Raw genomic sequence first — 26777 nt, forward strand, 5'->3', positions numbered from 1 at the left:
TCAACATATAAAATATTTTTGAAAAATTTAAAAATATCAATCCTTCAGATATTTATGAAATAAAAATAGGCAGAAAAAATCTTCTGCCTATTTTTATACCACTAACTTAAAATTTAACTCTTTAAATTATATCACTGCAAAACACTTTACATAATGGAAGTTTCAAGTATATTTTCTCATATCCTTAAACTAAAATCTCAATGGTGATTTAACTTTAAAAAGGCTTAGGATTAAATCCTAAGCCTTTTTACTATTCTATTACATATACTTTTACATTTCTTCTTCCAAAATCATTTGCAGTAGCATTTGAGTTGAAAAATAAATCTATTCTGTTTCCCTTAATTGCTCCACCCGTATCTTCTGCAACTGCATATCCATATGATGGCCATCCGTCCATTGTCTCAATATACAATTTTGAACCAAGCGGAATTACTTTAGGGTCAACTGCAACTGCTCCTACTCTTGCTTTTGTTCCAAGTGCAGTTAATGAACCTGCAGTAGGATCATAAGCTGTAGCTTGCATTGTTATTACTTTTTTAATTTTTTTACCCTCAAGAGTTGCTGATGCGGCTGTTTTCTTAGTACCGATTTCAACAATTTCAGTTTCAGGTTTTTCAAGAATTTCCGATTTCAATACATCTATCGATACAAGCTTATCATTTACAAATGTATTTTGTATTACTTCAGATTTTACTCCAACTTTACCTTTTTTTATTATCTTTGTTTCTCCGACTACTAAAGAAGCATTTTCATTTTTTATTGTTTCAAACGGAATTTCAGTTTTAACTTCTGAACTCTCCTTAAAAACTCTCTCTATTACTATCGGCTTTTCTGTACTTGCCTTAGCATTTAGCTTAGGTGTTACTACATCGTCAGAGTCAACCTTAATATTTAAATTTTCTAAAACTTCAGAAACTGTTTCTCCTACTGCTTTTGCAATATAAATCTCGTTACCGTTATTAATTTGATAACTCTTAGGAGCTTGTATTATTATATCCATGTCATCTTTTATTTCTGTATTCAAGCTCGGTGTTATAACTTCTTTATCCTTAAGTATTATTTTTTCTGATTTCAAAAAATCTTCAACTGTTGCAGAATATGTTATAAATTTCTTTTCTTCTCCCTTTATTATAACATTTACACTCTTACCTAACACAGTTGAAAAACCCATTGTTATAGTCGAAGATAAAAGTACAGCTCCTATTAACAAAGTAGCAGCTTTTTTTCTAAGACTATTTTGTGTTAAATTCATTACCAATAACCTCCCATAAAAATTACATCGTTGTAAACTCTGTAACTTTTTTGTAACTTTTGCTCACTTGTTAAGTATATAAGGTTTTGATAATTTTGTCAAGTTTTTTGTAACTTTTTTGTTACCTTTAGATGAAAACGGCTATTTTCCAACATTTTATTTCTAAAATTTAAATTGATTTTTGTAATAAATCAAGAATATAAACTCAATATATCACTATAATAATTGTTAAATTTTGTTACTTTTTAATTTATTTATTAAATTATATATGACTTTTGCTGTGAATCCCCAAATTATTTTATCTTCATATTGATAAAATATAACTCTATCTTTTGATCTTTTAAAATCATACTTTTCTCCATTTGGTATTAAACTATATGGAAATTTATCATTTCTCTTTGCAATTAACTCTACTTCATATATATCAGGTTCATTTTCAAAAAAGAAATTTAAGGGAACAGTAAATATATCTTCAACCTCTTCTTTATTCGGAAATATATTTTCAATGCTTTTAGTTATCTCTCCCACGGTAGTATATATCACAGAACCATAGGAGTTTACTAAAAAATCTCCCTCATTAAACACATCTAAATCTACTTTTGATATTAGTAATTCTTCACAGGTTTCTCTTATCGCCGCCTGTATATAATCTTCATGTTTTTCAATTTTTCCTCCGGGAAAACAAATTTCGCCCGGCTGATTGTTGAGATTTTTAGAGCGTACTTCAAATAACAAATGTGTCTGTTTTTCTACTTCTATGAATGGTACAAAAATTGAATATTTATTTTTTATTTCCATTGGTTCTGATTTTAATTTTTTTACTATTTCTTCTATCTTATTTAATCTCATTGTTTAATCATCTTTTTAACTAATTTATTTATAGTTCCTACCTCTATCTCTCGATTAATTATAGGTTCTTTTGACATAATTTCATTAAGTAACTCATCTACATTATAAATTCTCAAGAAGTCTATATTATACTTTTGTGCATCTCTTTCAATCATAGCTACTACCAAATCTACATAGTTATAACCGCTCTTAAGTCCCAACTCTTTCGCAAGGCCCGGGATTATTTCTTCAAAAAAAACTCTATACTTTGAAGTGTTTTTATACTTACCGCTAATTAAAATTTCATCTAATCTGTCAAAGTACATATTCTGTAAAATTTCAAACGCCATTTCTTCATCAAATGGATTTATATAATACTTATCTCCAAATAATCCATTTAATTTTTTATAAGTATCAAAATATCCTATTCTCATTATCTCATCAGCTTTTTTTGGATCAAAATCCATAGATGTCGTGTATTTTTTACTTGGTGATATTACTATTGCATCATCCGGAAATGCGATATCTCTTAAATTTGACGGATTGACTCTGACTATCACAGGAGTAAGCCCTAATCTTTGCACCATATTATATGGAATTTTATTAAAAAATCCTCCGTCTAAATAGTATTTACCGTCAAGCGGTTCAAGTTTAAATATCGGAAGATAACAACTCCCTATTATATAGTTATGAAGTTTTCCCTCTTCAATTTCATCTATAAACAACTCTTCTCCTTTTTTATCTGTAAGATTTAAAGTTGTCAGCCCAAATTTTATTTTTGAATTTCTAACCTTTTCTTCATCAATATAAGTTGTAACTAATTGTCTTAACGGATCAACCGGTATTCCCCTGCTGCTTAATGTTTCTTTTATACCTTTAAACTTTTCAAATGAAAATTTTCCATCCTGTGTATTTTCTGACATCAATGCAACTATAGCATTCGTTGTGTCTGAATCATCCGTGCTAAAATCTTGAAATGACATACTCTTCCATAAATTTGCGCACTTATCCGGCTCATTCATCACTATCATAGCTCCGTTAATTGCCCCTATTGAAGTCCCTACTACCGCTTCAAATTCAAATCCTAACTCCTTTAGAGCAAAATAGGAACCTATATGATAGGCTCCCTTTGCTCCTCCTCCTTCTAAAACTAATCCGTACATATTATAATCACCTTATTCTAATTCTATAATGTCTTGTTTTATTCACCAGTACAATTCACAGCCATGTCGAAACTGCTATTTTTTAAATTGTACATCACAAATCCCTGCACTATTTACATCCTTTAATTTGTTTAAGCTCTATGTTATTCTTTTTTATAAGTTCCAAGGCATATTCATCTACTCTGTATGCCTCTTTATAATAAATCGCTTTAATTCCTGCCTGAATTAGTGATTTTGTGCAATTTAAACATGGAAAATGAGTAACATAGGCAACACAATCTTTTACCGGTATTCCCTCTTTTGCACAATATAATAAGGCATTCATTTCAGCATGAATCGTAGCTATACAATGACCGTCTCGCATTGTATGTCCTATTTCATCACACTGAGGATTGCCGGCAAGCGAACCGTTATATCCGGTTGATACTATTCGATGATCTTTATTTACTATGACACACCCTACAAAAGCTCTGTCACAAGTAGATCTTATAGCAACCATCTCTGTTATTTCCATAAAATATTCGTTCCAAGACTTTCTCATACATACCTCACTTTGCTTCTTTGGCAAGCTTGTCTACAATTTCATTATATTTGACTCCACTATGTGCAGCTACTTTTATAAAGACAACATCAATTTTATCCTTAATGGATTTATAATAATTTCTATACTCAATAGTACCTTTTTTATTTGCCTTCCAAGTTTCAGTCGCCCAATTTTCTATACCTGCATAATCATAATGTAAATATATCCTTTTTTTCCCAAGTTCTACCGCTCTTTGCATGGCATACATTGCACCTTTAAGTTCCCCTGCAACATTTCTCATAGTAGAATCTTCATCATAATATCTCTTGGATGAAGTTTCATATATATTATTGTCAAATAGAACAGCTCCATAGGAAAAACTTCCGTCAATAACCGAATAAGAACCGTCCACATAGGAAATTATCTCGCCATCCTTGATATCTTCCTCAAACTGTATTTCTGTCTGCTCTTCCGGTATGCCCTTAATAAATAAAACGGCATCATCTTTTGTATTGAATTTTTTATAAACCGCACCGCTATATCCTATAACCTGCGCTTTACATTCATCCCATGTAGTATATATTCCTACTTCTCTTCCTTTTTTTACTGCGTAATACATTATATTCTCCTTATACTAAATTAATTTTATATTAAAAGAACCGATTATACAAGTTTAATAATAACTATAACATTGAGTGTTTTTGTGATATACTTAATATGATTAATATTACAAATAAATATTAAATATGGAGGTACTAAATGAATACTAAACAACTTGAAAGAATGAGAACAGGCAAAGGTTTTGTAGCTGCACTTGACCAAAGTGGCGGTTCCACTCCAAAAGCTTTAAAGCTTTACGGTGTAATGGAAGATTCTTACAATAATGATGAAGAAATGTTTAAATTAGTTCACGATATGAGAACAAGAATTATAAAAAGTCCATCATTCTCAAGTGAAAGAATTCTTGCAGCTATATTATTTAAAGTTACTATGAATTCAAAAATAGATGACCTTTACACAGCAGATTTCCTTTGGGAACAAAAAGGCATAGTTCCTATCCTAAAAGTAGATGAAGGCTTAGCAGACTTAAATAACGGAGTTCAACTTATGAAACCTATGAAAAATTTAGATGAACTTCTTGAAAATGCAAAAGAAAGAAACATATTCGGAACTAAAATGAGATCTGTAATTAAAGAATTCAATGAAAACGGAATAAAAGAAATTGTTGAACAACAATTTGAATATGCAAAGAAAATATCAAAAGCAGGCTTCGTTCCTATTATTGAACCTGAAGTTGATATTAATGCAGAAAAAAAATCTGAAATTGAAGAAATATTAAAAAAGGAAGTTGTTAAACAACTTGAAGCTCTTGAAAAAGATGTATATGTAATGTTCAAATTCACAATCCCAACAGTTGAAAATTTATATTCCGATTTGGTGAATTTTGAACAAGTTGTTAGAATAGTAGCTCTTTCAGGCGGATATTCAAGAGAACTTTCAAATGAATTGCTTTCTAAAAATCAAAATATGATAGCAAGTTTCTCAAGAGCTCTTTCAGAAGGACTTAATGTAAATCAAACTGAAAAAGAATTTGATGAGCTTCTTGACAGCTCAATAGAATCTATCTACAAAGCATCAATAGAAAAATAATATAAAAGAGGACTTAGCTCCTCTTTTTATTTGATTAGGTAATAAAATGGAAAAATATATTGAAAATGCAATTGCAAATAGAAGGTTTTTTAGACAAATTGCCGAAATCGGATTTCTTGAAATGCAAACCACAATAGAAATAATAAAACAATTAAAAAATATGGGCTTTAATGTAAAATACGGAAAGTCCATTCACTCAAAACGCATGGGTGTTCCTTCAAATGAAGAACTTAAAAATCATTCCAAGCATATCTTGCTTGATGATGTAGACTTTGATACATCCGAAATCTTTGAAGGATATACGGGATGTATTGCTGAAATGGTATCGCCTGAAAAAGGTCCAAGTTTCGGATTTAGATTTGACATAGACGCCCTTCCAATTCACGAAACAGAAAATATTGATCATACTCCAAATAAGCTGTCATTTCGTTCAAAAAATGAAAACACATGTCATGCATGCGGCCACGATGGTCATATTGCAATCGGACTTTCGCTTTGCAAATATATTGCAGATAATATAGACAACCTATCCGGAACATTTAGAATTATATTTCAACCTGCAGAAGAAGAAGTTCGTGGCGGAAAATCAATTGATGGCGCAGGTGCCACTGATAATTTAGACTATATGATTTCTTCACATATAGGATTAAATCAGCCGGATTCTACTATAGGAGTAGGAAGTATAGGTTTTCTTGCTACAAAAAAAATAGATATAACCTTTTACGGAATATCGTCTCATGCTGCAGCAAATCCTCAACTCGGTCGAAATGCATTACTCGGCGCTGCATCTCTTGCACTTACACTTCACAGCTTCGCTCAATATTCAAATGGAATGGCTCGAATAAATGTCGGCACACTCCACTCCGGAAATGCCAGAAATATAATCGCACAAAACAGTTACATGCAAGTTGAAATAAGAGGCGAAAACGAAATCATCTTAAATGACCTATATGACAAGCTAAATAATGCAGTCAGGGGTACTGCTATTAGCTATGGTCTTGAATATAAAATAGAAATCGTCGGAGAAGCCATATGTTTTGAAACTAAATACCCTGAATTTACAAAATATATAAATTCAAAGCTAAATGAAATAGGTTTTAAGACTACGCTCAATCCAAGATTAAATGCTTCCGAAGATGTGAGTTATTTATTAAAAAGTACTGAAGACAAAGGCGGAAAATCAATTCACTTTTTACTCGGTACAACACTTAAAGCTCCTCACCATAATGAAGCATTTGACTATAATGAAGAAGTTTTAACAATAGGTCTTAATCTTTATATTAAGATGATACACATACTTCTAAATAAAATTTGAATTCAGATATCAAAAAGTTCCGACAATGTCGGAACTTTTTAATTCATAGTTTTATATTTTTGTATATTGGTATCATTTAAAAACTCGTAGGCACTATTAATTTTTTGAAACATTTCCGTTGCCCCCGGCTCTTTATTGATATCGGGGTGATACATTTTTGCCATTTTTTTGTATGCGAGCTTTATTTCATATTTATCGGCATTATAACCTACTCCTAATGTATTACAAGCTTGCTCATATTGAGACTTAAAAGATGAAGATGTATATCCCTGATAATTTCCTTGATTTTGATATTGTCCGTTATAGCTACCTTGATAATATCCTCCGCCTTGCTGGGCTTGTCTGAAAAATTCTTTAAAATCGCCATAATTTCCGAATGTCCAATAAGTACCTCCACCCATATTCTCAAATCTTTTTTTAAATTCTTCTTCCTCTCTCTTGCGTCTTGCCTCTTCTCTTTTTATTCTTTCTCTTTCCATATCATCTCTATATTTTTTGCCATAATCTTCCATTTTTTCAAATGAAGCTCTTCTGCCAAGCAAATAAAAGTCCGCCTTATCATAAAAATATTCTGTCGCCATATATTTAATATATTTTAAATAGCTAACTGCAATTTTCCCTATAAACGGGACTACAACAGAAAGTATTATTATTGTAAGTATAAACGGATTTGAAAGTAAAAAACCAAAAAATATAGGGTTAAAAATAAAAAGTAATACCAGACAACCGCTCATAGAAAGCATCAATCCGATAATCTGCCTGAATGATGAAAAGATGCTGACTAAAAAATTTACAATGTATATAAATCCTTGAAGTATATAATCTATTAATGTACCTATAGCCTTATTAAAATATCCTAAAATTTTATTCATTCTCTCTCCTTATATCTATTTATAAATTCTCTATCTTCAATTTCAAGATCATTTTCTTTTGCAAGCCATTCAAGATGGTGTGTCAATTCATGATGTAAAGTTTCTCTGAGCTTTTCTTTAAGTTCTTCATGTGATAAATACCCATACATATTCATAAATGAACCATAATATATTATAATGCTGTTACCGAGCATGCTGCGTTTATATGCTCCGAGACATATTAAATCATCATTTTTTGACTCCGGATGATAGCAAATATTCTCTTCTATTATTATACCGCCGTTTAAATACTTAAACATTCTCTGCGGAATTTCATCATATATTTCATTTAAAATATTTTCAACTTCATCTAATCTATCTTCCATCTTTACCTCTGTTTAATTCTCATCTATTAATACTTCTTTTACAGAGCTGAAATCTTCTTTAAAAATTTCTTCACAACTTAAATAAAATCCTCGCCTATATGCACTGACTCTGTATTTTACAGTAGACTTTTCTTCATTATTTTTAAGTACATCTAATTTATTTATCTCTTCCAAAATAAATTCATCTAAAAAATAAAAGTTCTTGTCCGGAAATAATTCATAAAAATATTCTTTTATGAGGCAAAGTGATATATCCATCACAAAGATATTTTTTTCATTTCCAATGTAGCACTTAAGTAATTCTGAAATTATATATCTATTAAAGTCAAAATCATTTATACTGTTTAAAAGTATTTGTACATCTTTTACATTGATTGCAAAATACTTTTCTTCAAGATAGCTTTTAAAATAAGCATCACTTAAAACAAGTCTATCCCCTGCAGTTTCAAATTTATCATAAAATTCCGCCAATCCATCTGCTACCTTATATCTTACATCTCTATTTATGTTAAGAGCTATTGAAGGGCTTGAAATAATCATAAGTTTAATTATCTTCTGTGCAAAATTTTGAAGCTTATGCGAATTTTCAGCTATTGCATTTTTTCTGAGAGCATATGGATAATTTATGTTATCAATTGTGATTACGAATTTTTCAGATACTTTTTCTCTAAGACTTCTGTATAACTCTATTGTCCCTATTCCATCGCCAATTATAGCAACATTAAATCTCATCTTCTCCTCCAACAGTAACTGCCTTGTAACAATTTTTATATTTCTCAAAAAAATATAAGTAGGCTTTATTTAAAGCAATATCATCATCAAATAATCCAAATACAGTTGAGCCTGATCCGCTCATCAAAGAAGTCGCTCCAAAATTTTCAAGCTCACATTTTATTAAAGCTATGTCGGGATGATTTTTAAATACAACTTTTTCCATCTTATTTTCAAGTAATCCCTTAAGCTTTTTTGCACTTTTATATTTCATACTTTCCACTATTTTATCAAAATCTATCCTATTATCTTCAATTGAAATATTTTGATATACACTTTTTGTGGAAATTCCATAATTAGGATTTACAATTAAAACACTTACTCCGTTAAAATCTGTAAGCCTTTCAAGTTTTTCTCCTATTCCGCTTGCAAGCACTGTACCTCCGGTTAACATATACGGAAAATCCGCTCCGATTTTTAAAGACATTTCTCTAAGTTCTTCTATGCTGAGTCCAATATTATACAACTTATTAATTGCCTTTAAAGTTTCCGCTCCATTTCCGCTTCCCCCCGCAAGCCCTGCTGCTATCGGTATGTTTTTTTTCAAACTAACTTCTATCGGCAGTTCCCGATTTTTATATTCACACATACACTTCCATGCTTTGTATATCAAGTTGTCATCATTATTAATACTGCTTACATTTGATTTTAAATTAAACCCTCTATCTATTTTTCTAAATTCAATTTCATCATATAGAGAAATTTTCTGCATTATAGTTTTTATATTATGATATCCGTCTTCTCTTTTTCCTACAACATCTAAAGAAAGATTTATTTTTGCGTATGATTTAGCTTTCATATTGCACCTCATTATTTTAATTATAGCACAACCCCTATTCTTTACATAGGAAAAAAGAGAGCCTTTGCTCTCTTTTAAGAAATTTTCTTTATGTCATTATTTTTTACATCATCCAAAATAATAATCTTGACTGTCTGTGTTAAAACGTCTGAGTAAGTGAATGTAGATGCGGAAAAATCATCACCGTTTTGAATATCAACTAAAAATATACTCGAATACACTGATTTTAAAATACCTTCTTTGGTTGTATATTTTTTTCTTCCGACTTCAGCCTTAATTATGACTTTTTTACCTAAATTCTCTTCCAGCTTGTTTTTTATCAGCATCATTTGATTCACAGATATCACCTCTATACTATAATCCAATGACTTACACCATTATAATATAGTCAAGCAAAAAAGTCAAATTTTATATTTTACTATATCATTAAATAATTGTCAATTACTTTTTTCTATTATTTATTAAGTTCTACACTATTTAATTTATTATTGTCAATTGTATGGTAATACAGTTTATTTCCATCTATCGAAATATTCTGACTTGCATCTGCAGCTTTAAAGACAATCCTTCCAAGCTCATCAAATACCATTATCTTGTTTGAAGAACTGCCTGTATCTGAAAATGTCGCAACAATATATTTGTTATTGTTTCCCATTATTCTTAAATCGGATAAATTATTAGTATCTGCAATCTTATTTTTATTTAAATATAAATATGAGTCGTATCCTCTATAATATATATTTGAGTTTAAAACTGCCATTTTATTTTCAATCATATTTGATGATTTATTTGCATTTATATCTTGTAATATAGTTACATTGTCTCCGTTATCCATATTATAAGTATAAACATTTTTCAAATCTGTGTAGTAAATTAAATTTTTATCTCTGAATATCCCAAATGTATCTGTGGTATTTAATACTTTAGTTGTATTTTTCACAACATCTATCTTAGACAATCTTGTCTTATTTAGATGATTTGAAATTGCATATAAATTTCCATTATACCCTATTAAATTTTCAGAACTATAGTTGATTGCCGAAGATTGTAAATTATTTACTGTAATATATCCATAGCTATATCCCTTTTCTCCAACCAACTTATTTGAATAAGTTCCAATTTCATATAAATTCTCAATATTACTTCCCATAAATCTGTCAATGTCAACACAATAATCTCTTCCATATACAGATGCCGAAAAACTCGGATTGTATTTTAGTTCTTCCGCCTTTGACTCTTTTAATTCAAATTGTTTTGAACTCGACATAATCGGACTGTATCCACTTTGATAATATAAAATTAATCTCCCGTTTACATCTCTAATTGTAATATTAATAGAATTGGTATCTAATTTTAAAATTTCTTTTTTCTCATCAAGTTTATCAACCGGAGCCGAATATAATACTTCGTTTAAAGTATAATAAACTACATTATTTTTAACTGCTATTACATCACTTTTCCCAAGTTTGATTTTTGCCTTATCCTTTGATTCATTTATTGTAAGGTCTCCGGAAATATTACCTATTAAATCTTTAGAGACATCTTTTTCAGAAATATTCTTTGAATTAATAACAAGCCCGTTATTTTTATCAAAGCTATATTCCCAGCCAAACTCATTTACACAAAATCTCCACGTCATAGGAAAATATGTTACATCTCTAAAAACTAATAATGGATATTTTTCTTCATTATTTTTTATTTCTTTTCCGTTCAGTCTTACTTTAAATATAGGTTTATCTGCCAATTGATTTTTATCGTTTTTTATTGTGCCTTCATAAAATTCAGCCTTACTGTTTGAATTTATCTTTTCTATTCTAAGCCCTTCACTGTTTGTATATTTTGTTTCAAGTCCTAAAAATCTTGTTGTGTGATATGTCATCGGAAAGTATGTTACGTCCTTATAGACAATTAACGGATATTTTGAGTAGTCATTTTTCATTTCAATTCCGTTTAATTTAACTTTAAATGTCGGGAGCGTTACTTTTTCTTTTCCATATACGCTTGTCGAAATTAACGATAAAAGTAAAGTTAATGTCATCACAGTTTTTATTTTTTTCATAAAATCATCTCCTGTTTTTAATTATATTAATCTTTTAAATTTAAATCAATTATACTGTTAATTATAAAAAATAGAGCCGTTTAGGCTCTACTCATATTAGACACAATATTTTTAATATCTTTCCTTCATCGCCTGCTCTATTTTCCGCTGAGCATCTTTCTTTGCCAAGGTTTCTCTTTTATCATATAATTTTTTACCTTTTGCAACGGCAAGTTCAAGTTTAACTCTACCTCTATTCAAATATAACTTAAGCGGAATAAGAGTGTATCCCTTCAAAGTAGTATCTCTTTCAAGACGTCTTATTTCACTCTTGTGAAGTAATAATTTTCTAACTCTAAGCGGATCTACATTAAAAATATTTCCCTGTTCATAAGGACTGATATGCATATTTTCCACAAAAACTTCTCCATTTTTAATTTCCGCATATGCATCTGAAATATTTGCCTTTCCCTTTCTAAGAGATTTTACCTCTGTTCCTCTAAGTTCTATTCCTGTTTCAATTGTATCTTCAATAAAATAATCATGTCTTGCTTTTCTATTCGTAGCTAAGGCATTATCAACACTCTTTGCCATTTTCATCACCTACTATCTCAAAGTCGATAGTTCCTCTTGTAATATTTGTATTTACAACTTTTACGGTAATTTTATCTCCTATGTTATAAACTTTTCCTGTATCTCTACCAACTGCAGAATATTCTTCTTCATTATATTCAAAATAATCCGAAAGGCTTTGATAGCTTATCAGCCCTTCAATTGTATTTTCAAGTTGAGCAAACATTCCAAAACTTGTAATAGAAGAAAGGATTGCAGGATATTCTTCTCCTATTCTATCAGACATGTACTCAGCCATCTTAACTGATTCAACCATTCTCTCCGCATCTTGTGCAAGCCTCTCTGTTGCAGATATATGTTTTGCAAAATCCGAAAGTACATTTTCAAAATAGTTTATTCTTCCTGTTGTCAATTTATTTTTTATAGAGTCTTTTATTATTCTGTGTATTGTAAGATCGGCATATCTTCTTATCGGCGATGTGAAATGTGAATAATATTTTGCCGCAAGTCCGAAATGTATATCATTTTGTTCTGAATATCTCGCCTTTTTCATACTTCTTAAAATTAGAGTACTCACAAATAACTCAAACTCTTTTCCCTTTACTTTTTCTATAAGGCTTTGAACTTCTTTAGAATCCAAATTTTGAGTATTTAATTTCAAGCCTAAATGTCTTAATATTTTATTTAAATTTTCAATTTTCTCCTCATCAGGCTCTTCATGTATTCTATATATAAATGGAAGTTCCATCCAAAAATATTGTTCCGCAACTGTTTCGTTACATAACAGCATAAATTCTTCTATTAATTTATTTGCACTTCTTCTCTCTTCACGTCTTATATCTGTAGGTCGTCCATTATTGTCAACTGTTATTTTCGCCTCCGGAAAATCAAAATCAATAGATCCCCTGTCCATTCTTCTCTTTCTAAGTTTAAGAGCAAGCTCATTCATTAAAAGTAAATCATCTTTAATATTTAAAACACTTTCATCTACAATATTTTTTTCTATTAAATCAGAAACATTGTCATAAATTAATCGTTTAGAGGATCTGATAACTGCAGGCACAATCTGATGTTCAATTACTTTAGCATTATTATCCAAATCAATAATAACTGAAAGAGTAAGTCTATCTACCCCCTCATTTAACGAACATATGCCATTTGAAAGTTCTTCCGGCAACATAGGTATTACTTTATCTATAAGATAAACCGAATTTCCTCTTTCGTAAGCATTTTTATCAATTTCATCAGATTCTTTTACATAATGCGATACATCCGCAATATGCACACCGAGTCTATAGCCCCCATTTTCAAGTTTTTCTATTGAAACAGCATCGTCAAAATCTTTTGAATCCGCTCCATCAATTGTAAACGTAGTTATATCTCTTAAATCAAGTCTATCCTTTAAATCTTTTTCAGCTACAAATGTAGGTATTGACTTTGCAAGAGATAATGCAGAATTACTAAACTCCATAGGCAGATTTAAACTTGCTGCAATACTTAAAATATCAACTTCTTTTTCTCCCTCATAACCAAAAATTTTAATTATTTTCCCTTCGGGCTTCTTATTTTTTTCAGGCCATTTTTCAATTTTTACAAGAACTTTTTGTCCATCCTTGGCTCCTAAAAAATCTTTTTTTGAAACAAATATATCAAAGGAAATTTTATTATCATCAGGAACTACAAAACCAAATTTTTGACAATTTTGAAATGTACCGACTACCTTTTCATTGGATCTTTTTACTATGAGGATTATCTTTCCTTCAATGCTGTCTCCGGCTTTTCTATCAAGAACTTTAACAACTACTTCATCACCATTTAATGCTGAATTCATATTATTTTCAGAAATAAAAACATCTTCATCGTCTTGTAATAAAAATCCGAATCCCTTTTCATTTCCCTGAACTTTTCCATATCTATATCTTTTATTGTCAATAGCAATATATTTATGATCGAGCAAAAACAATAGACCGTCATTTTCAAGTTTTTGAAGTAATTTGTAAAATTCAGATTTTTCTTTATTTTTTATTTCAAAGAGTTTAGCAATTTGCTCTTTTGTCATTGGCGCACGATCTTTTATACTCTCAAAGATTTTTTCTTTTATCATTACAATTTTGCTCCATAAGAAGTTTTTGTCAATAAATCAGAATTATACGATGTTATATTTTCAGATTTTTGTTTGTATCTTATTTTTGAAAGCTCAATAAGTCTTGTAATTAATTCCTTAAACGAAATTCCGCTTTCTTCCCAAAGATAAAATGCTATTGAACCCGGAAGAGTGTTTATTTCATTTACATAAACTTTATCTCCATCAAGTAAAAAATCTATTCTTGCATCTCCCATACCATCTATTGCTCTAAATGCAAGATGTGCATATTTTTCAATTTCAGCTCTTACATCTTCAGGTATATCTGCAGGTAAATTCTTCTTTTTATTTTTCATCCCTTTAGAACCTTTGGAGCCTGCAATATATTTATCTTCATATTTCAACAAATCTTTCCAACCGATAGGCTCTTCACACGCAGAAACAATTATATCTCCCTCATAGCCCATAACTGCAGCATTTATTTCTCTCGGATTTTCAACAGCACGTTCAACTATAATCTTTCTATCATAATGAACTGCAATTTCAACCGCCTCAACAAATTCTTCTCTATTTGTTGCTTTTGATATTCCTACAGAAGAACCTAAATTGGCAGGTTTTACAAATAAACTGTATCCCAATTTTTCAGCTTTTTCTATTATTTCATCTCTGTTTTTCCACTCGTCTCGATAAAAATAAAAATACTCTGTCATCGGTATGTCTTCTGATTGAAACACTTTTTTCATTATTACCTTGTCCATACCGACTGCTGCACTCATTACACCACATCCGACATACGGAACTTGAATTAGCTCAAGCAAACCTTGAAAACATCCATCTTCACCATATGTCCCATGTAGTGCGGGGAATATCGCATCAATTTTAGCATATACTTCTATCCCGAAATTTTCTTTGGAAAAAAGACCCGATTTTTGCATTTTTATAGTATACATATTTGAATCCCCTGTATATCCTTTAAAAAATACTTCTATCGCCTCAGAAAAATCATTTTTCTTAAATGTTGAAAAATTCTTTAAACAATCTCCTGTTAAAAATTTACCTTCCTTAGTTATATATAATGGAATTGGATTATATTTACTCTTATCCATATTTTCCATTATTTGCATCCCCGTAATTATGGATACCTCATGTTCAACACTTCGTCCCCCGAATACTACTGCTATATTTTCCATCTTTTCCTCCTATTGCTCACTATAATTATCAGGCAAATCATTTTCAAACAAAACCACATCCTTAGGTGCACTTAAATGTCCTAACACCTGTGTAGCTTCATTCAGACTGTTAACTCTAAATACATTTTCCAAATTATATTTCGCATCTTCAAGTCCCCTATAAATCGGAGCAGTCCTCTTTTTCCCAACAAGTATTACAAAATCACATGTTTTTGCGATTTCAAAACCTATCTTATAATTTTCTTCTTCTTCCATATCTCCAAGTTCTACCATTCCCGGAGTTATTATAATTTTTCTGCCATCTTTAAACTCGGAAATTACATCAAGTGCCGCTCTAAATCCAACCGGATTTGAATTGAAAGCATCATCAATTACTATTACTCCTGAATTTGAATTTACAATATTGAGCCTATGTTCAACCGGTTCAACTTTTTTCATTCCGTTTGCTATTTGTTCCAATGATAGTCCAAGAATATATGCACTCGATGCAGCTGCAAGTAAGTTTGAAATATTATGCACTCCTAAAAGTTTACTCTCACACTCAATCTCTCCAAGTTCTCTTATGTGTAAAATAAATTTAGATCCCATTTCATCTACACTAATATCGGTTGCATATACATCAAGTTTCTCTACATCTTTAATTCCATACCTTATTGTCTTTATTTCAGTCTTATCTGCAAGAGGCTTTACATAGTCATTATCATAATTAAAAATTGCAACTCCATTTTCAGGTAACATCTCTATTAATTCATACTTGGTATTTTGAATATTATCTATCGTCTTGAAAAGATGCATATGTGTAGGTCCTATTGCTGTAATTATTCCTATATTAGGTTGAACCAATGCTGCTACTTCTTCAATTTCTCCTCTTTTCTTCGCACCAAGTTCTGCTATAAATACCTCCGTAGTATTTTCAAGCTCATTATTTATTATTTTTGAAAGTCCCATTGGGGTATTAAATGATGAAGGAGTATTTTTAACTCTAAGCCCTTCAGATAATATTGTGTTTGAAATAAATTTAACTGATGTTTTACCAAATGAACCTGTTATTCCAAGTACTTTAAGGTCATAATTTTCTTTATAATTTCTAATCTTTTCCTGGGCCTGTTTATAAAATCCCATATTTATTTCCAACTCTTTCGGTATTGCAAACTTGTTCGAAACTACAATCAACTTATATTGATAAAAATACAGCAGAAATCCTGTTATCAAAAGAAATATAACTAAAAATGCAATATTATCAAAAAATAAATAGATTATATCTGCTACTATACAAATAATAAAAACTATAATAATATTTACCAGCTCATGCTTTTTCATAAGCCTTTTCGCCCTATCAGTCCAAACAAGAGGACTTTTTTCTTCATCTTGCTTTTTATACCAGAGTTTTGTCACTTTATCTTTATTCTCTGAAATCCACTTTAAATATTCATCATTTTCATATCCTTCAAGCTGTAGCATATGAATCGGATAATTACTTCTTATTATTGAAAAATAAAGTGTAACAAAAATAACTAAAAATTCAATCAAAAAAATATATAACATAAATTCTCCTATCCTAAAAATGAATTTATAATTGCACTAAACGTAGAGTAATCATCTATATAACTAAAATGTCCTGCCCCTTTTAAAACTACAAGTCCGCTATCTTTTATTTTACTTTCAAAAACCTTTGCCATATATAGCGGAGTAGCATCGTCGTTCTCTCCCCAAACTAATAAAGTCGGCGCAATAATTTTATCAAAATACTGTGTTGTAGCTTCATTCACAACCTTGACAAAAGTTTTTCTCATAATTCCCTTAGAATTTTGATAGTCATCAGAACCAAATTTTTCATAAAATTTTTTTAATACCTCTTCCCTATCCTTGAAAAAATTTAATTTTGTATAAATTCCCCTTAAAAATTTAAAGCTGTATACTTTTAAATAATATTTTAAAGTTCTCTTCGGGATTACACCGGATGCATCAACTAAAACAAGTTTATTTACTCTTTCAGGATGTTTAGCTGCAAAGATACTAAGTGTCTTACCTCCAAATGAATGTCCTATAAAAGTAGCCCTATTTATATTTTTAAGCCTTAAAAATTCAACTAGATACCTTTCATAATCTTCGGTAGAAAGAGCATCTTTAGGCTCTTCACTGTCTCCAAATCCGGCTGCGTCATAAGCATATACTTTGAATTTTTTTGGAGCACAATTTACTATCGGCATAATTGACTCAATATTTGCCCCCCATCCGTGAAGTATTACAAGAGGTTCTCCTTCTCCAATCTCAATATAGCTAAGAAGAGTATCAAATACTTTAATCTTTTCTTTTTCCATTTATCCTCCAAGAAATTATTTTAAATCTCTTTCATCAATATATATCACAGACTCATCAGGTTTATATTTATCAAATTTTTCACTTTTAACATTGTTAAAAACTGTAGAAAGCTTTGTCTTTAACGCCTCTATTTTGGATATAGAAATATCTATTTTATCCATTATATTATCTATATAATTTGAATTTCCATCTGAAAGTCTTTTGTTAATTTTATAAAATTCTCTTCCTAACTCTTCATAAGACTTGTTTAAGCGTCTTTCTTCTTTTGCTATTTCAATCTTAATAAGAGTTTGTCTTTTTATTTCCTTAGAATTTTCTCTAATCTTTTTAGTAACATCACTAAAATTATTTGCAAAGTCATCAAATAAATTCATATAATTCACCTCTAATCTATGTTATTATATCAAAAAATACATAGTTTTTAAATGATTGAACGTATTGTTATGGGGTAAATAATTCATAAGAATTAAAATTTAGGAGGATTTATGGAAAATTTAAGATTATTTACAGGAACATGGTGTCCATTTTGTAAGAGAGTAGAATTTTTTATAAGTAAAAATAATATTTCAGATATCGAAATTATAAACATTGATAAAGATAAAGATGCAAGAGATTATCTTATAGAAAAAGGTGGAATGAGACAAGTGCCATGTCTTTTTATCGGAGAAAAACCCATGTATGAATCACGTGATATTATAAATTATTTAAAGGATAGATATGAAAAGTAATTATACATCTTCAGATTATCATATATGAATTATAAAATAAAATCCGAATAATAATCGTCATGCTAACAAGTATAAAATTGTCAAACAATATAATTATATTTTATCTGAACTTATAAAAAGAGAGTACTGAATGTACTCTCTTCTATTATTTAATTAAATTTAAAAGTATCTCGTAAACGATGGGAATTAATATTGCCGGCATCATATTCGATGTTTTTATTTCCTTTATTTTTAACATATCTATTCCTATTGCCATAATCAATATACCCCCAACTCCTGATATATTTGCAACTATTGTAGGTGTGAAAAACGACTGAAGTGAACCTGCAAATAATGCTATTGCTCCTTCATATAAAAATACTACTATACCGGAAAACAATACGCCTATTCCGTACATAGATGATAAAACCACTGCCGTAACTCCATCTATTATTGATTTTGCAAACAATACGGAATAATTTTTAGAAACTCCTGCCGCTATTGAACCCAGTATTGCCATACTTCCCATTGCAAATAATATGGACCCTGTTATAAATCCTTCAACAAATTTAGATGAAGTATCATTTCTATTTTTCATAACTAAATTTCTAACTCTATCACCAAATAAATAAAGCTTATCTTCTATTCCTATCGCATCTCCTATTATAACTCCAATTATACATGAAAGTACAACAAGAGTTACATTTTCTCCCGATAGCGAAGTTGAAACTCCTATGAAAAAAATACATATAGCTAATATATCCATTAACTGGTCCTGAAGTTCAGTTCTAAATTTTCCTCCGACAAACTTCCCGAATATTGAGCATATAATTATTGCTATTCCGTTTACAAGTGCTGCTATCATTTACTCACCTTCCAAGTTGATTCTCTCTGCCATAGAAAAATAAATATTGCTGAGCAAATCCGGCATTCTTCCCAAAAATTCTCCTACCTTCATCAGCGATTTTATTTTTGTTTGTACTCTTCTTTAAGTATAGTTCTTCCATTACCCTCTTTATCCAAACGTCAACAGGAAATGACTCTTGTCTTTTAAATGCAAACAAAAGCACACAATCCGCAACTTTCGGACCTACACCCGGAAGTTTCATAAGTTCTTCTCTAGCCATCTCAATCGGACAATCATATAAGAGTCCAATATCTATCTCTCTATCTCTAATCATCTTCGATGCTTTTACTATTCTCTCATCCCTGAAACCGACCTTAGCAAATTCTCTTAAATCTTTCGGATCTGCCAAAGCTAATTTATCTGCACTCGGAAAATTATAATACTCTTCTCCGAGATACTCTCCGATTTTTTCCCCATACATTTGAGAAATCTTTTCTATCGACTTTTTTATTCTTGGAATTTGATTATTTGCAGAAATTATAAATGTTATTATTGTTTCAAACGGATCCTGATTTAAAATCCTAATTCCATTCCCATACTCAAGTGCAGCTCTTAATATTTCATCAAATGACAACTCTTCCCTAAGTGAAAAATAATCTCTATTCAAATCAAAATAATCCACCCAAAGCTCATTAAATTCTTCAATAGAAGTATTTTTTAAAATTACATTTTCACCGATTTTAGAAATATTTAATATTTTACCAAATGCAATATTTGTAAAAGATAAATCTTGTTCTTCTTTCCATCTGAATGCTTGACCGCATTTAAATATATGAGCGGGCTCAAAGAAAGATAAATCTTTTATTATCAATTCATTTTTTTTAATCTCTATATTCATTTCATTACCTTTTAATTAAATTAGAGGTACATTTAGCACCTCTATTTTAAACTATTTTCTTTTAAATAATATGATAATTTTAAAAGAGAATCATTAAGTCTTACATTTTCAATTACCACATCATCGGGAACACTTATATCTATAGGTGCAAAATTCCATATACCTTTTATTTTATAGCTTATAAGATCATTTATTACTTCAACTGCATGATCTTTAGGTACTGTTATTATAGCAACATCTATCTTATTCGTTCTTACATATTCCTCTAAATCATCAGCATCCAATATCGGTATTGAATCTATATCATTTCCGACAATGTCTTTATCGGAATCAAAAAGCGCCTGAATTTTGAAACCGCTTTTTCTGAAACCGCTATATCTTGCAATTGCAGAACCTAATCTACCTGCTCCTATGACTATAGTTTTATAGATATGATCCATTCCAAGAATATTTCCAATCTCATCTCTTAAATCAGAAACATTATATCCATATCCTTGCTGACCGAAACCGCCGAAATTATTTAAGTCCTGTCTTATCTGAGATGCTGTAAAGCCTGTTAAATTACTAAGTTCAGATGATGATATTCTCTCTATTTTTTTATCTAAAATTTCCGTTAAATATCTATGATATATAGGTAATCTTCTAATTACAGTTTCCGAAACTCTGTTAACCCTATTTGCCACCTGCACACCTCCTATATTTTTCACATAGTATTATATCAATCTTTTATTAATTTGTAAATTTTGATACAATAAAATTCCGAGGTGAATTATGTTATTAAGTATATCTAATTTAAATAAGTCATACATAACCGACTTAATTTTGGAAAATGTAAATTTAATAGTGGAAGACAGAGATAAAATAGGTCTTATCGGAAATAACGGAAGCGGTAAAACAACTTTGTTTAATATAATTACAGATGAAATTTCTAAGGATAGCGGAAATATTTTTATACCTAAAAATTTAAAGATAGGCTATTTAAAACAACACCTACAAAGCACCGGTCAAAACTCCATATATGCTGAATGTGAAAAAGAATTTGAATATTTAATAAAAATAGAGAAAGAACTCAGAGATTTGGAAATCAAAATTTCAAATCCTGACAGCCTAAATTTTGATGAAGATGTAAACAGGTATGGTATACTACAAGAAAAATTTTCAGAGCTTGACGGCTATTCATATCCGTCTAAAATACGTGGCACATTGATAGGATTGGGATTTACAACAGAAGATTTTGACAAAAATGTAGATGAACTTTCAGGAGGGCAAAAATCAAGGTTATCTCTTGCAAAGCTACTTTTAAGTGAACCTGACTTATTGTTACTTGACGAGCCTACAAACCACTTAGATATCAATGCAATATCATGGCTCGAAAAATATCTCAAAGACTTTAAAGGTGCTATGATTATAATATCTCATGATAGATATTTCTTAGATAATGTCGTAAATAAAATAGCACTTCTTGAACATAATACTGTAACAACATTTAAAGGCAATTATTCCGTATATGTAAAACAGCGTAAAATCCAACTCGAACTTCTAAAAAAACAATTTGAAGATCAACAAAAAGAAATTAAACGTCAGGAAGAAATAATAGAAAGATACCTTTCTCTTGGAAGAGACAGATTTATAAGGCAGGGAAAATCAAGACAAAAACTGCTTGATAAAATGAAAAAACTTCCTCCCCCGCAAGATATTAAAAAAACATCTTTTAGATTTTCACCAAAATATGAATCCGGACGAGAGGTTTTAAAAGTCGAAGAACTTTCTAAATCTTATAACTCAACAAAAATTTTTGAAAATATAAATTTTAATGTATACAAGCAAGATAAAATCGGTCTTATCGGTCCAAATGGTGTCGGTAAATCAACTCTTTTCAAAATACTGACAGGGAAAATAGATTCTTATAACGGAAAATTTAATTTTGGTGCAAAAGTCAGCACTGCATACTTTGACCAAGAAATGGAAAATCTAAATTCTCAAAATACAGTTATTGATGAAATATGGGATGAATATCCACATCTAAATCACTATGAAATTCGCTCATATCTTGCAAAATTTTTGTTTATAGGTGATGATGTTTTTAAGCTCATTGATGATTTGTCCGGTGGAGAAAAGGGACGCATATCTCTGCTTAAAATAATGCTTAAAGGGGCAAATCTGCTGTTCCTTGATGAACCTACAAATCATCTTGATATTGATTCAAAAGAAGCATTAGAAGAAGCTTTAAGTTTATATGACGGAACAATTTTAGCAATATCACATGATAGATATTTTTTAAACTCAGTTTGCAATAAAATATTTGCAATGTCTGAAAACGGAATAGATGAATATCTGGGAAATTATAATTACTACTTAGAAAAAACCTCTCCCATAACAGACGATGAAGAAAAATATATTTCAAAAACTGAACTTAATAATATTAAAAAACTTGAAAAACAAAAAAATGAACAGCTGAAAAAAGAAAAAGCCAAACGTAAAAATCTTGAAGAAGCAATCCATAAAATTGAATCTGAAATAAATGAAATTGATATCGAACTATCTGTCCCCGAAATATATAATAACATAGAAAAAGTTCAAAAATTATCTCAAACAAGAAATGTCAAAAATGAAGAACTTGAAAATTTATATGAAGCCTGGTTTGAAATGGAGAACTGATTCTTCATTTCAAACTGCCCCTAAGTTATGTAATCCAATTTTGGTTTAATATTGTATCTAATAAATATCTACAGCTATATATTTAGATTTAATTTTTATGTTAATAAATTTATTAACCCGGCAATTTATCCACAGGTTTAACATAGCTAAACATCTCATTATCATCTACAATATCATTCATAATATAAGTTTTTCTGTAATTAAAGCCATTTTACTCGTTTTTTATATATCCCCAGTTCTTATTTCCTCTTAATGCACTTATTTACTTTATCCCCAAAGTTATACACATTATCCACAAAATTAAGAACAAATTTTTTGTGGAAATTTTTTAATCGATTTACAAAAATGTCTTTATACATATACTTTTTATTTATATTTTAAAAGCTCTCAGTTCTAAACCGAGAGCTTTTAAAATAAACTTTTTAATTTTTAGAGTCACCTTTAATTTTATTTGCTAACTCTTCATCGCTAATATTGTAAATATCAATTAAGTATAATCCTTTTGTAGAATTATCAAACTTAACCTTGTAACCTAAATTTTCAGATACAAATCTTAAAGGAATCATAGTTCTGTCATTAAGAATTTGTGCCGGAACATCCATTTCAACTTTCTTTCCGTCCACTACCGCTGTTTTGTTTCCGATTTCAAGAATGATTTCTTTACCGTCTTTTACAGCTGTAACTTTTTTAGTTGCTGTGTCCCATTTAACTTCAGCACCCATTTTTTCAAGTAATGCTCTAAATGGCACTAATGTTCTGTCATTTTTTATAACAGGCTCTTGATCCTCAAATTCAATCATTTCTCCATTATAAGCAACTAATATAGCAGTTTCTTTGCTTTCAGGCATAAATAAGTTTACATATTCTTCCATAGTCATATTTTTAACTGATGTAGGAATAGCTATATTTACACTTTCAAGTTTTGTGTCTGTCTCCTGTATTTTCATTTCCATCTTCATTACTTTATCAATGTTAAATGTAATGTCATAATTTTGAACAAATGAATTTTCCTTAAATTCTACATTATATTTAACTTTTGAACCTTTTAATGTTTCCTTAACTTGTTCTGCGGATTTTTCAAATTCATCTTTTTTAAATTCAGACATTCCCTTGTTAAGGTCTTCCTTAGCTACTTTAATTCCCATCTTATTTAATACAGGAGTTAAAGTAGGTTCAGTTTTTTCCCAATTTTTGGCTATTGTACTTGCAACATTAACCGCCTCTTTTGTAAGTTCGTCGATAGTTGCCTCATAGCTGAATTTGTTTCCTTCAACCTTAAAATCAACAACAGGTTTATAATCTGCGAATGCTGCATCAAAAATTTTCATAACATCAGATTTAAATTCAGCACTTTGTAGATATTTCATATCCATATTTCCTGTATTAGCTTTTTCTGATGCGGCAACCGGAATTGGTGCAGTTGCAAATTGAGTATCAAGAGCAATATATTCTTCTTTAGCTTCTTTTATTGCCTTCGGAACATCATCTCCAAGAAGTTTGATAAAAACCTCTTTTGCAATATAAACTTTCTTACCGTCTGTTACAACTTTAAATTCTATGCTGTCAGGAACAGATTTAACATCTTCTCCCTCTTTAGCTGCCAATTCCTTAATTGACTTAACGTTTAAATTCATTACTAATTCAGCCATATCTTTTGAGCTTTTTCCTTTGATAGTCATAGGAACTGAAAATGTCATAGTACCATTTTTTTCATCTTGCATAGATACTTTCATCTCAGCTTTTGCATCTACGTCATAACCCTTCCACTCAGCTACTTTATTTGCTTCAGCAACATATGCCTTCATATTTGGAGTACATGCTACTAAAGAAAACATCATAGCTAAAATCATAATTAATGATAAAATTTTCTTCTTCATAATCAATAATTCCCTCCTCAAAATTTTATTACACTAAATTATATACCTATAAACCATATTTGAAAAGTTAATTTTGTAATATTTAGATATATTTTAACTTTTTATATTCATAAATTTAAGTATAAAAAATCCGACAAAATATGTCGGACTAAATTTAATATTAAGTTTTTTTAGATCACAATATTTTTATATAAACATAAGTGTTTCAGCTTTTAGTATTTAACTACTTCAATCTTATTTTATTGTGATTGTCTGCTCGCCTTTTCTCTTTCAAAAAGGCTTTTATTCTGTATTTTCAATGGAATCACCATACCTTAAATTCTAAAGCAATGTCTTACTTAAAATCTTCATTGGTATCACGCTTTCTTTTGTCTACACAATTTTCATTCACAAGTGTTATTATCATAATACCCCATTAAATCAATTTTAAACTAAATTATCATTTTTTCTCATTATTTTTTTAAATATATGTTATAATTTCATAATGGAGGTGCAAAATGAAGAACGAAAACGTAAAAATGGGTGCAACTATTTTAATATCAGCTATTTTACCTATGTATTGCCAATTTACTATGGGAGATAGTGCTTTTATAAAAGGCTCCGGAATGTTTGTAGGATTCTGGGTTATAATGAATTATCTATTTTTATCAACTGTGATTGAATTATTTTCAAATTATAGCAAAATGTTTAAATTAAAAAAACTTGTAATATCAAAAACTACTTTCATAATGAATTTATTTGTCTACATAGCATTTTTAATTTATATTAACTGTTACTTTATACAGCAATTATATATCCGAGATAATTCAGCTTTAAATACAGTTGCAAGACCTATTGTAGTTATAATTATACTAATGACATTTATAATTAATCTTTTATGTGGTATATTCCCTAAAAAAGAAGGTTCTGAAAATATAAATGTGTATTCTATCAGCAATACAAATTCTTTTAAATACGGCAGAGAAATGTTCGGAACTGTGATAGGCAGTTTTGAAGATGGAATTATATTTGGAAATCTACCTATAAAATACTCTGATTTCAAATCAATTTATTATGATAAAAAACCGAATGCTTTAGTATTAAAGGGGAAAAATGAAAACGGAAATTTCAGAATTTCAATTAGTGCTGTAAAAAGTATGTACAATACAATAAGCTTAATTGATGAAGCTGTTTTAGCTGAAAAAATTGATAAAAATATCATAAATATATAAAGCTATTGTCGAAACTTTTGTTTTGACAATAGCTTTTTTCTATTCAACATTAAACCCTTGCTTGGCAATAGATTTTAAAACATCTTTTCTCTTTATAACTATATCTTCAAATCTCTTAACAACTTGCTTTGAAAAACAATCTGATCTTCTTCCCTCATCTCTTGTGTCATAGTAGTTCGTCGTTTCATCATCATACTCTTTAATGGAATCCATATAGTTATCAAATACTTTATATTTATTTTCAAATATTTTTAAATTTACAGGCATTTTAGGTTTAATTTGAGGATTTTGCATAGGATATCCGAATCCAAGTCCAACAACTGGAAATGTTAATTCAGGCAATTTCAAGATTTCACAAATCCTGTCATAATCATTTAAAATAGATCCGAAATAGACTGCTCCAAGTCCTAAACTTTCAATGGCATTCACCATATTTTGAGCTCCTACAAGCGCATCTGTAAATCCTTGAAAAAATCTATCCATATCTCTATATGAATTATCTTTAAATCCGTTTTCTATTGCTATTCTCGAATTTCTATAAATATCTACTATAAATATTAACAATTCGGGACATTTTGCAAGATATTTTTGAGTGGATACTTTCATTATTTCATCTTTTATTTTCTGATCAGTGACTCTTATTATTGAACATTGTTGAAGTCCCGTTGAACTTGGCGCTCTATTAAAAACCTCAAACAACTCTTCCAATACTTCATCTTCAACCGCTCTGTTATCGAACTCTCTGATAGTTCTATGATTAAGCTGCATATTTATTGTTTCGTTCACTTATGACATACCCCCTATAAAAAAGAATCCTCAAAAGAGGATCCTCTAT

General features: G+C 29.8%; 27 protein-coding genes. 5 read left to right on the plus strand and 22 right to left on the minus strand.

What is annotated here, in order from left to right; all coding sequences use genetic code 11:
* Nucleotides 1-250 precede the first annotated feature (250 nt).
* From M915_RS05345 to M915_RS05365, 5 genes are all read right to left on the minus strand, one after another.
* Nucleotides 251-1252: a 3D domain-containing protein gene (locus tag M915_RS05345; protein WP_036730217.1), complete on the minus strand. Its 1002-nt coding sequence runs from the start codon at nucleotides 1250-1252 to the stop codon at nucleotides 251-253.
* A gap of 228 nt (nucleotides 1253-1480) precedes the next feature.
* Nucleotides 1481-2101 (minus strand): NUDIX hydrolase, encoded by a 621-nt coding sequence (locus M915_RS05350; protein ID WP_036730220.1) that lies wholly within the window; start codon nucleotides 2099-2101, stop codon nucleotides 1481-1483.
* Nucleotides 2098-3243, minus strand: a complete 1146-nt coding sequence (locus M915_RS05355; protein WP_036730222.1) for a patatin-like phospholipase family protein — start codon at nucleotides 3241-3243, stop codon at nucleotides 2098-2100. Before M915_RS05355 ends, M915_RS05350 begins: the two co-directional genes overlap by 4 nt.
* 109 nt (nucleotides 3244-3352) lie before the next feature.
* Nucleotides 3353-3784, minus strand: coding sequence for a deoxycytidylate deaminase (locus tag M915_RS05360; protein WP_009221442.1), 432 nt, complete (start codon nucleotides 3782-3784; stop codon nucleotides 3353-3355).
* A 7-nt stretch (nucleotides 3785-3791) separates the two neighbouring features.
* Nucleotides 3792-4385, minus strand: coding sequence for a ribonuclease H1 domain-containing protein (locus M915_RS05365; RefSeq protein ID WP_200860589.1), 594 nt, complete (start codon nucleotides 4383-4385; stop codon nucleotides 3792-3794).
* Nucleotides 4386-4525: 140 nt separating this feature from the next.
* On the opposite strand from M915_RS05365, the gene M915_RS05370 reads away from it, so the two are divergent.
* Both M915_RS05370 and M915_RS05375 read left to right on the plus strand, forming a co-directional pair.
* Nucleotides 4526-5416, plus strand: coding sequence for a fructose bisphosphate aldolase (locus M915_RS05370; protein ID WP_036730226.1), 891 nt, complete (start codon nucleotides 4526-4528; stop codon nucleotides 5414-5416).
* Nucleotides 5417-5462: 46 nt separating this feature from the next.
* On the plus strand, nucleotides 5463-6731 hold the full coding sequence (locus tag M915_RS05375; RefSeq protein ID WP_036730228.1) for an amidohydrolase: 1269 nt from the start codon (nucleotides 5463-5465) through the stop codon (nucleotides 6729-6731).
* A gap of 38 nt (nucleotides 6732-6769) precedes the next feature.
* Here M915_RS05375 and M915_RS05380 read toward each other — a convergent pair whose 3' ends face one another.
* The 12 genes from M915_RS05380 to M915_RS05435 all read right to left on the minus strand — a co-directional run bounded on the left by M915_RS05380 (nucleotide 6770) and on the right by M915_RS05435 (nucleotide 18118).
* Nucleotides 6770-7603: a DnaJ domain-containing protein gene (locus M915_RS05380; RefSeq protein WP_036730230.1), complete on the minus strand. Its 834-nt coding sequence runs from the start codon at nucleotides 7601-7603 to the stop codon at nucleotides 6770-6772.
* Nucleotides 7600-7968, minus strand: a complete 369-nt coding sequence (locus tag M915_RS05385; RefSeq protein WP_009221447.1) for a metallopeptidase family protein — start codon at nucleotides 7966-7968, stop codon at nucleotides 7600-7602. Before M915_RS05385 ends, M915_RS05380 begins: the two co-directional genes overlap by 4 nt.
* A 12-nt stretch (nucleotides 7969-7980) precedes the next feature.
* The gene (locus tag M915_RS05390) at nucleotides 7981-8700 is read right to left on the minus strand and encodes a hypothetical protein (protein ID WP_036730232.1); all 720 of its coding nucleotides are present in this window, start codon (nucleotides 8698-8700) and stop codon (nucleotides 7981-7983) included.
* Complete coding sequence (ispE, locus tag M915_RS05395; RefSeq protein ID WP_036730234.1) at nucleotides 8690-9538, minus strand: 4-(cytidine 5'-diphospho)-2-C-methyl-D-erythritol kinase; 849 nt, start codon at nucleotides 9536-9538, stop codon at nucleotides 8690-8692. Before ispE ends, M915_RS05390 begins: the two co-directional genes overlap by 11 nt.
* A 74-nt stretch (nucleotides 9539-9612) precedes the next feature.
* Nucleotides 9613-9903 carry a Veg family protein gene (locus M915_RS05400; protein ID WP_321163012.1) on the minus strand — a complete coding sequence of 97 codons (291 nt, stop codon included), beginning with the start codon at nucleotides 9901-9903 and terminating at the stop codon, nucleotides 9613-9615.
* 89 nt (nucleotides 9904-9992) lie between these two features.
* On the minus strand, nucleotides 9993-11597 hold the full coding sequence (locus M915_RS07315; RefSeq protein ID WP_051259803.1) for a hypothetical protein: 1605 nt from the start codon (nucleotides 11595-11597) through the stop codon (nucleotides 9993-9995).
* 111 nt (nucleotides 11598-11708) lie between these two features.
* On the minus strand, nucleotides 11709-12170 hold the full coding sequence (gene smpB / locus M915_RS05410; protein ID WP_036730238.1) for an SsrA-binding protein SmpB: 462 nt from the start codon (nucleotides 12168-12170) through the stop codon (nucleotides 11709-11711).
* Nucleotides 12154-14253, minus strand: a complete 2100-nt coding sequence (gene rnr, locus M915_RS05415) for a ribonuclease R (protein ID WP_036730240.1) — start codon at nucleotides 14251-14253, stop codon at nucleotides 12154-12156. Before rnr ends, smpB begins: the two co-directional genes overlap by 17 nt.
* Nucleotides 14253-15422 (minus strand): D-alanine--D-alanine ligase family protein, encoded by a 1170-nt coding sequence (locus tag M915_RS05420; protein WP_036730242.1) that lies wholly within the window; start codon nucleotides 15420-15422, stop codon nucleotides 14253-14255. The genes rnr and M915_RS05420 overlap by 1 nt, the downstream gene beginning before the upstream one ends.
* Nucleotides 15423-15431: 9 nt before the next feature.
* Nucleotides 15432-16967, minus strand: coding sequence for a UDP-N-acetylmuramoyl-tripeptide--D-alanyl-D-alanine ligase (locus tag M915_RS05425; RefSeq protein WP_036730244.1), 1536 nt, complete (start codon nucleotides 16965-16967; stop codon nucleotides 15432-15434).
* Between the two features lie 8 nt (nucleotides 16968-16975).
* The gene (locus tag M915_RS05430) at nucleotides 16976-17743 is read right to left on the minus strand and encodes an alpha/beta fold hydrolase (RefSeq protein ID WP_036730246.1); all 768 of its coding nucleotides are present in this window, start codon (nucleotides 17741-17743) and stop codon (nucleotides 16976-16978) included.
* 15 nt (nucleotides 17744-17758) lie between these two features.
* On the minus strand, nucleotides 17759-18118 hold the full coding sequence (locus M915_RS05435; RefSeq protein ID WP_036730248.1) for a hypothetical protein: 360 nt from the start codon (nucleotides 18116-18118) through the stop codon (nucleotides 17759-17761).
* A gap of 111 nt (nucleotides 18119-18229) precedes the next feature.
* On the opposite strand from M915_RS05435, the gene M915_RS05440 reads away from it, so the two are divergent.
* A complete protein-coding gene (locus M915_RS05440; RefSeq protein WP_009221458.1) occupies nucleotides 18230-18472 on the plus strand; it encodes a glutaredoxin family protein in 243 nt (80 codons plus the stop codon).
* Nucleotides 18473-18617: 145 nt separating this feature from the next.
* Here M915_RS05440 and M915_RS05445 read toward each other — a convergent pair whose 3' ends face one another.
* From M915_RS05445 to M915_RS05455, 3 genes are read right to left on the minus strand one after another with little or no spacing between them, the layout of a single operon-like run.
* Entirely contained in the window at nucleotides 18618-19316 is a 699-nt protein-coding gene (locus tag M915_RS05445; protein ID WP_036730249.1) for a DUF554 domain-containing protein, read from the minus strand.
* Between the two features lie 4 nt (nucleotides 19317-19320).
* Nucleotides 19321-20196 carry a DNA-3-methyladenine glycosylase family protein gene (locus tag M915_RS05450; protein WP_036730250.1) on the minus strand — a complete coding sequence of 292 codons (876 nt, stop codon included), beginning with the start codon at nucleotides 20194-20196 and terminating at the stop codon, nucleotides 19321-19323.
* A gap of 41 nt (nucleotides 20197-20237) precedes the next feature.
* The gene (locus M915_RS05455) at nucleotides 20238-20879 is read right to left on the minus strand and encodes a redox-sensing transcriptional repressor Rex (RefSeq protein ID WP_009221461.1); all 642 of its coding nucleotides are present in this window, start codon (nucleotides 20877-20879) and stop codon (nucleotides 20238-20240) included.
* Nucleotides 20880-20967: 88 nt separating this feature from the next.
* Between M915_RS05455 and M915_RS05460 the strand changes: the two genes are divergently transcribed.
* Nucleotides 20968-22854 carry an ABC-F family ATP-binding cassette domain-containing protein gene (locus M915_RS05460; RefSeq protein ID WP_036730251.1) on the plus strand — a complete coding sequence of 629 codons (1887 nt, stop codon included), beginning with the start codon at nucleotides 20968-20970 and terminating at the stop codon, nucleotides 22852-22854.
* Nucleotides 22855-23276: 422 nt separating this feature from the next.
* Here M915_RS05460 and M915_RS07320 read toward each other — a convergent pair whose 3' ends face one another.
* Nucleotides 23277-24731 carry a copper amine oxidase N-terminal domain-containing protein gene (locus M915_RS07320; RefSeq protein WP_162799491.1) on the minus strand — a complete coding sequence of 485 codons (1455 nt, stop codon included), beginning with the start codon at nucleotides 24729-24731 and terminating at the stop codon, nucleotides 23277-23279.
* Between the two features lie 497 nt (nucleotides 24732-25228).
* On the opposite strand from M915_RS07320, the gene M915_RS05470 reads away from it, so the two are divergent.
* Nucleotides 25229-25942, plus strand: coding sequence for a hypothetical protein (locus M915_RS05470; protein WP_036730252.1), 714 nt, complete (start codon nucleotides 25229-25231; stop codon nucleotides 25940-25942).
* A 39-nt stretch (nucleotides 25943-25981) separates the two neighbouring features.
* Here the strand turns inward: M915_RS05470 and M915_RS05475 are convergent, their stop codons facing one another.
* Nucleotides 25982-26728, minus strand: a complete 747-nt coding sequence (locus tag M915_RS05475) for a nitroreductase family protein (protein ID WP_036730253.1) — start codon at nucleotides 26726-26728, stop codon at nucleotides 25982-25984.
* Nucleotides 26729-26777: the final 49 nt, after the last annotated feature.

This window comes from Peptoniphilus mikwangii (assembly GCF_000468535.1).
GTDB lineage: Bacteria > Bacillota > Clostridia > Tissierellales > Peptoniphilaceae > Anaerosphaera > Anaerosphaera mikwangii.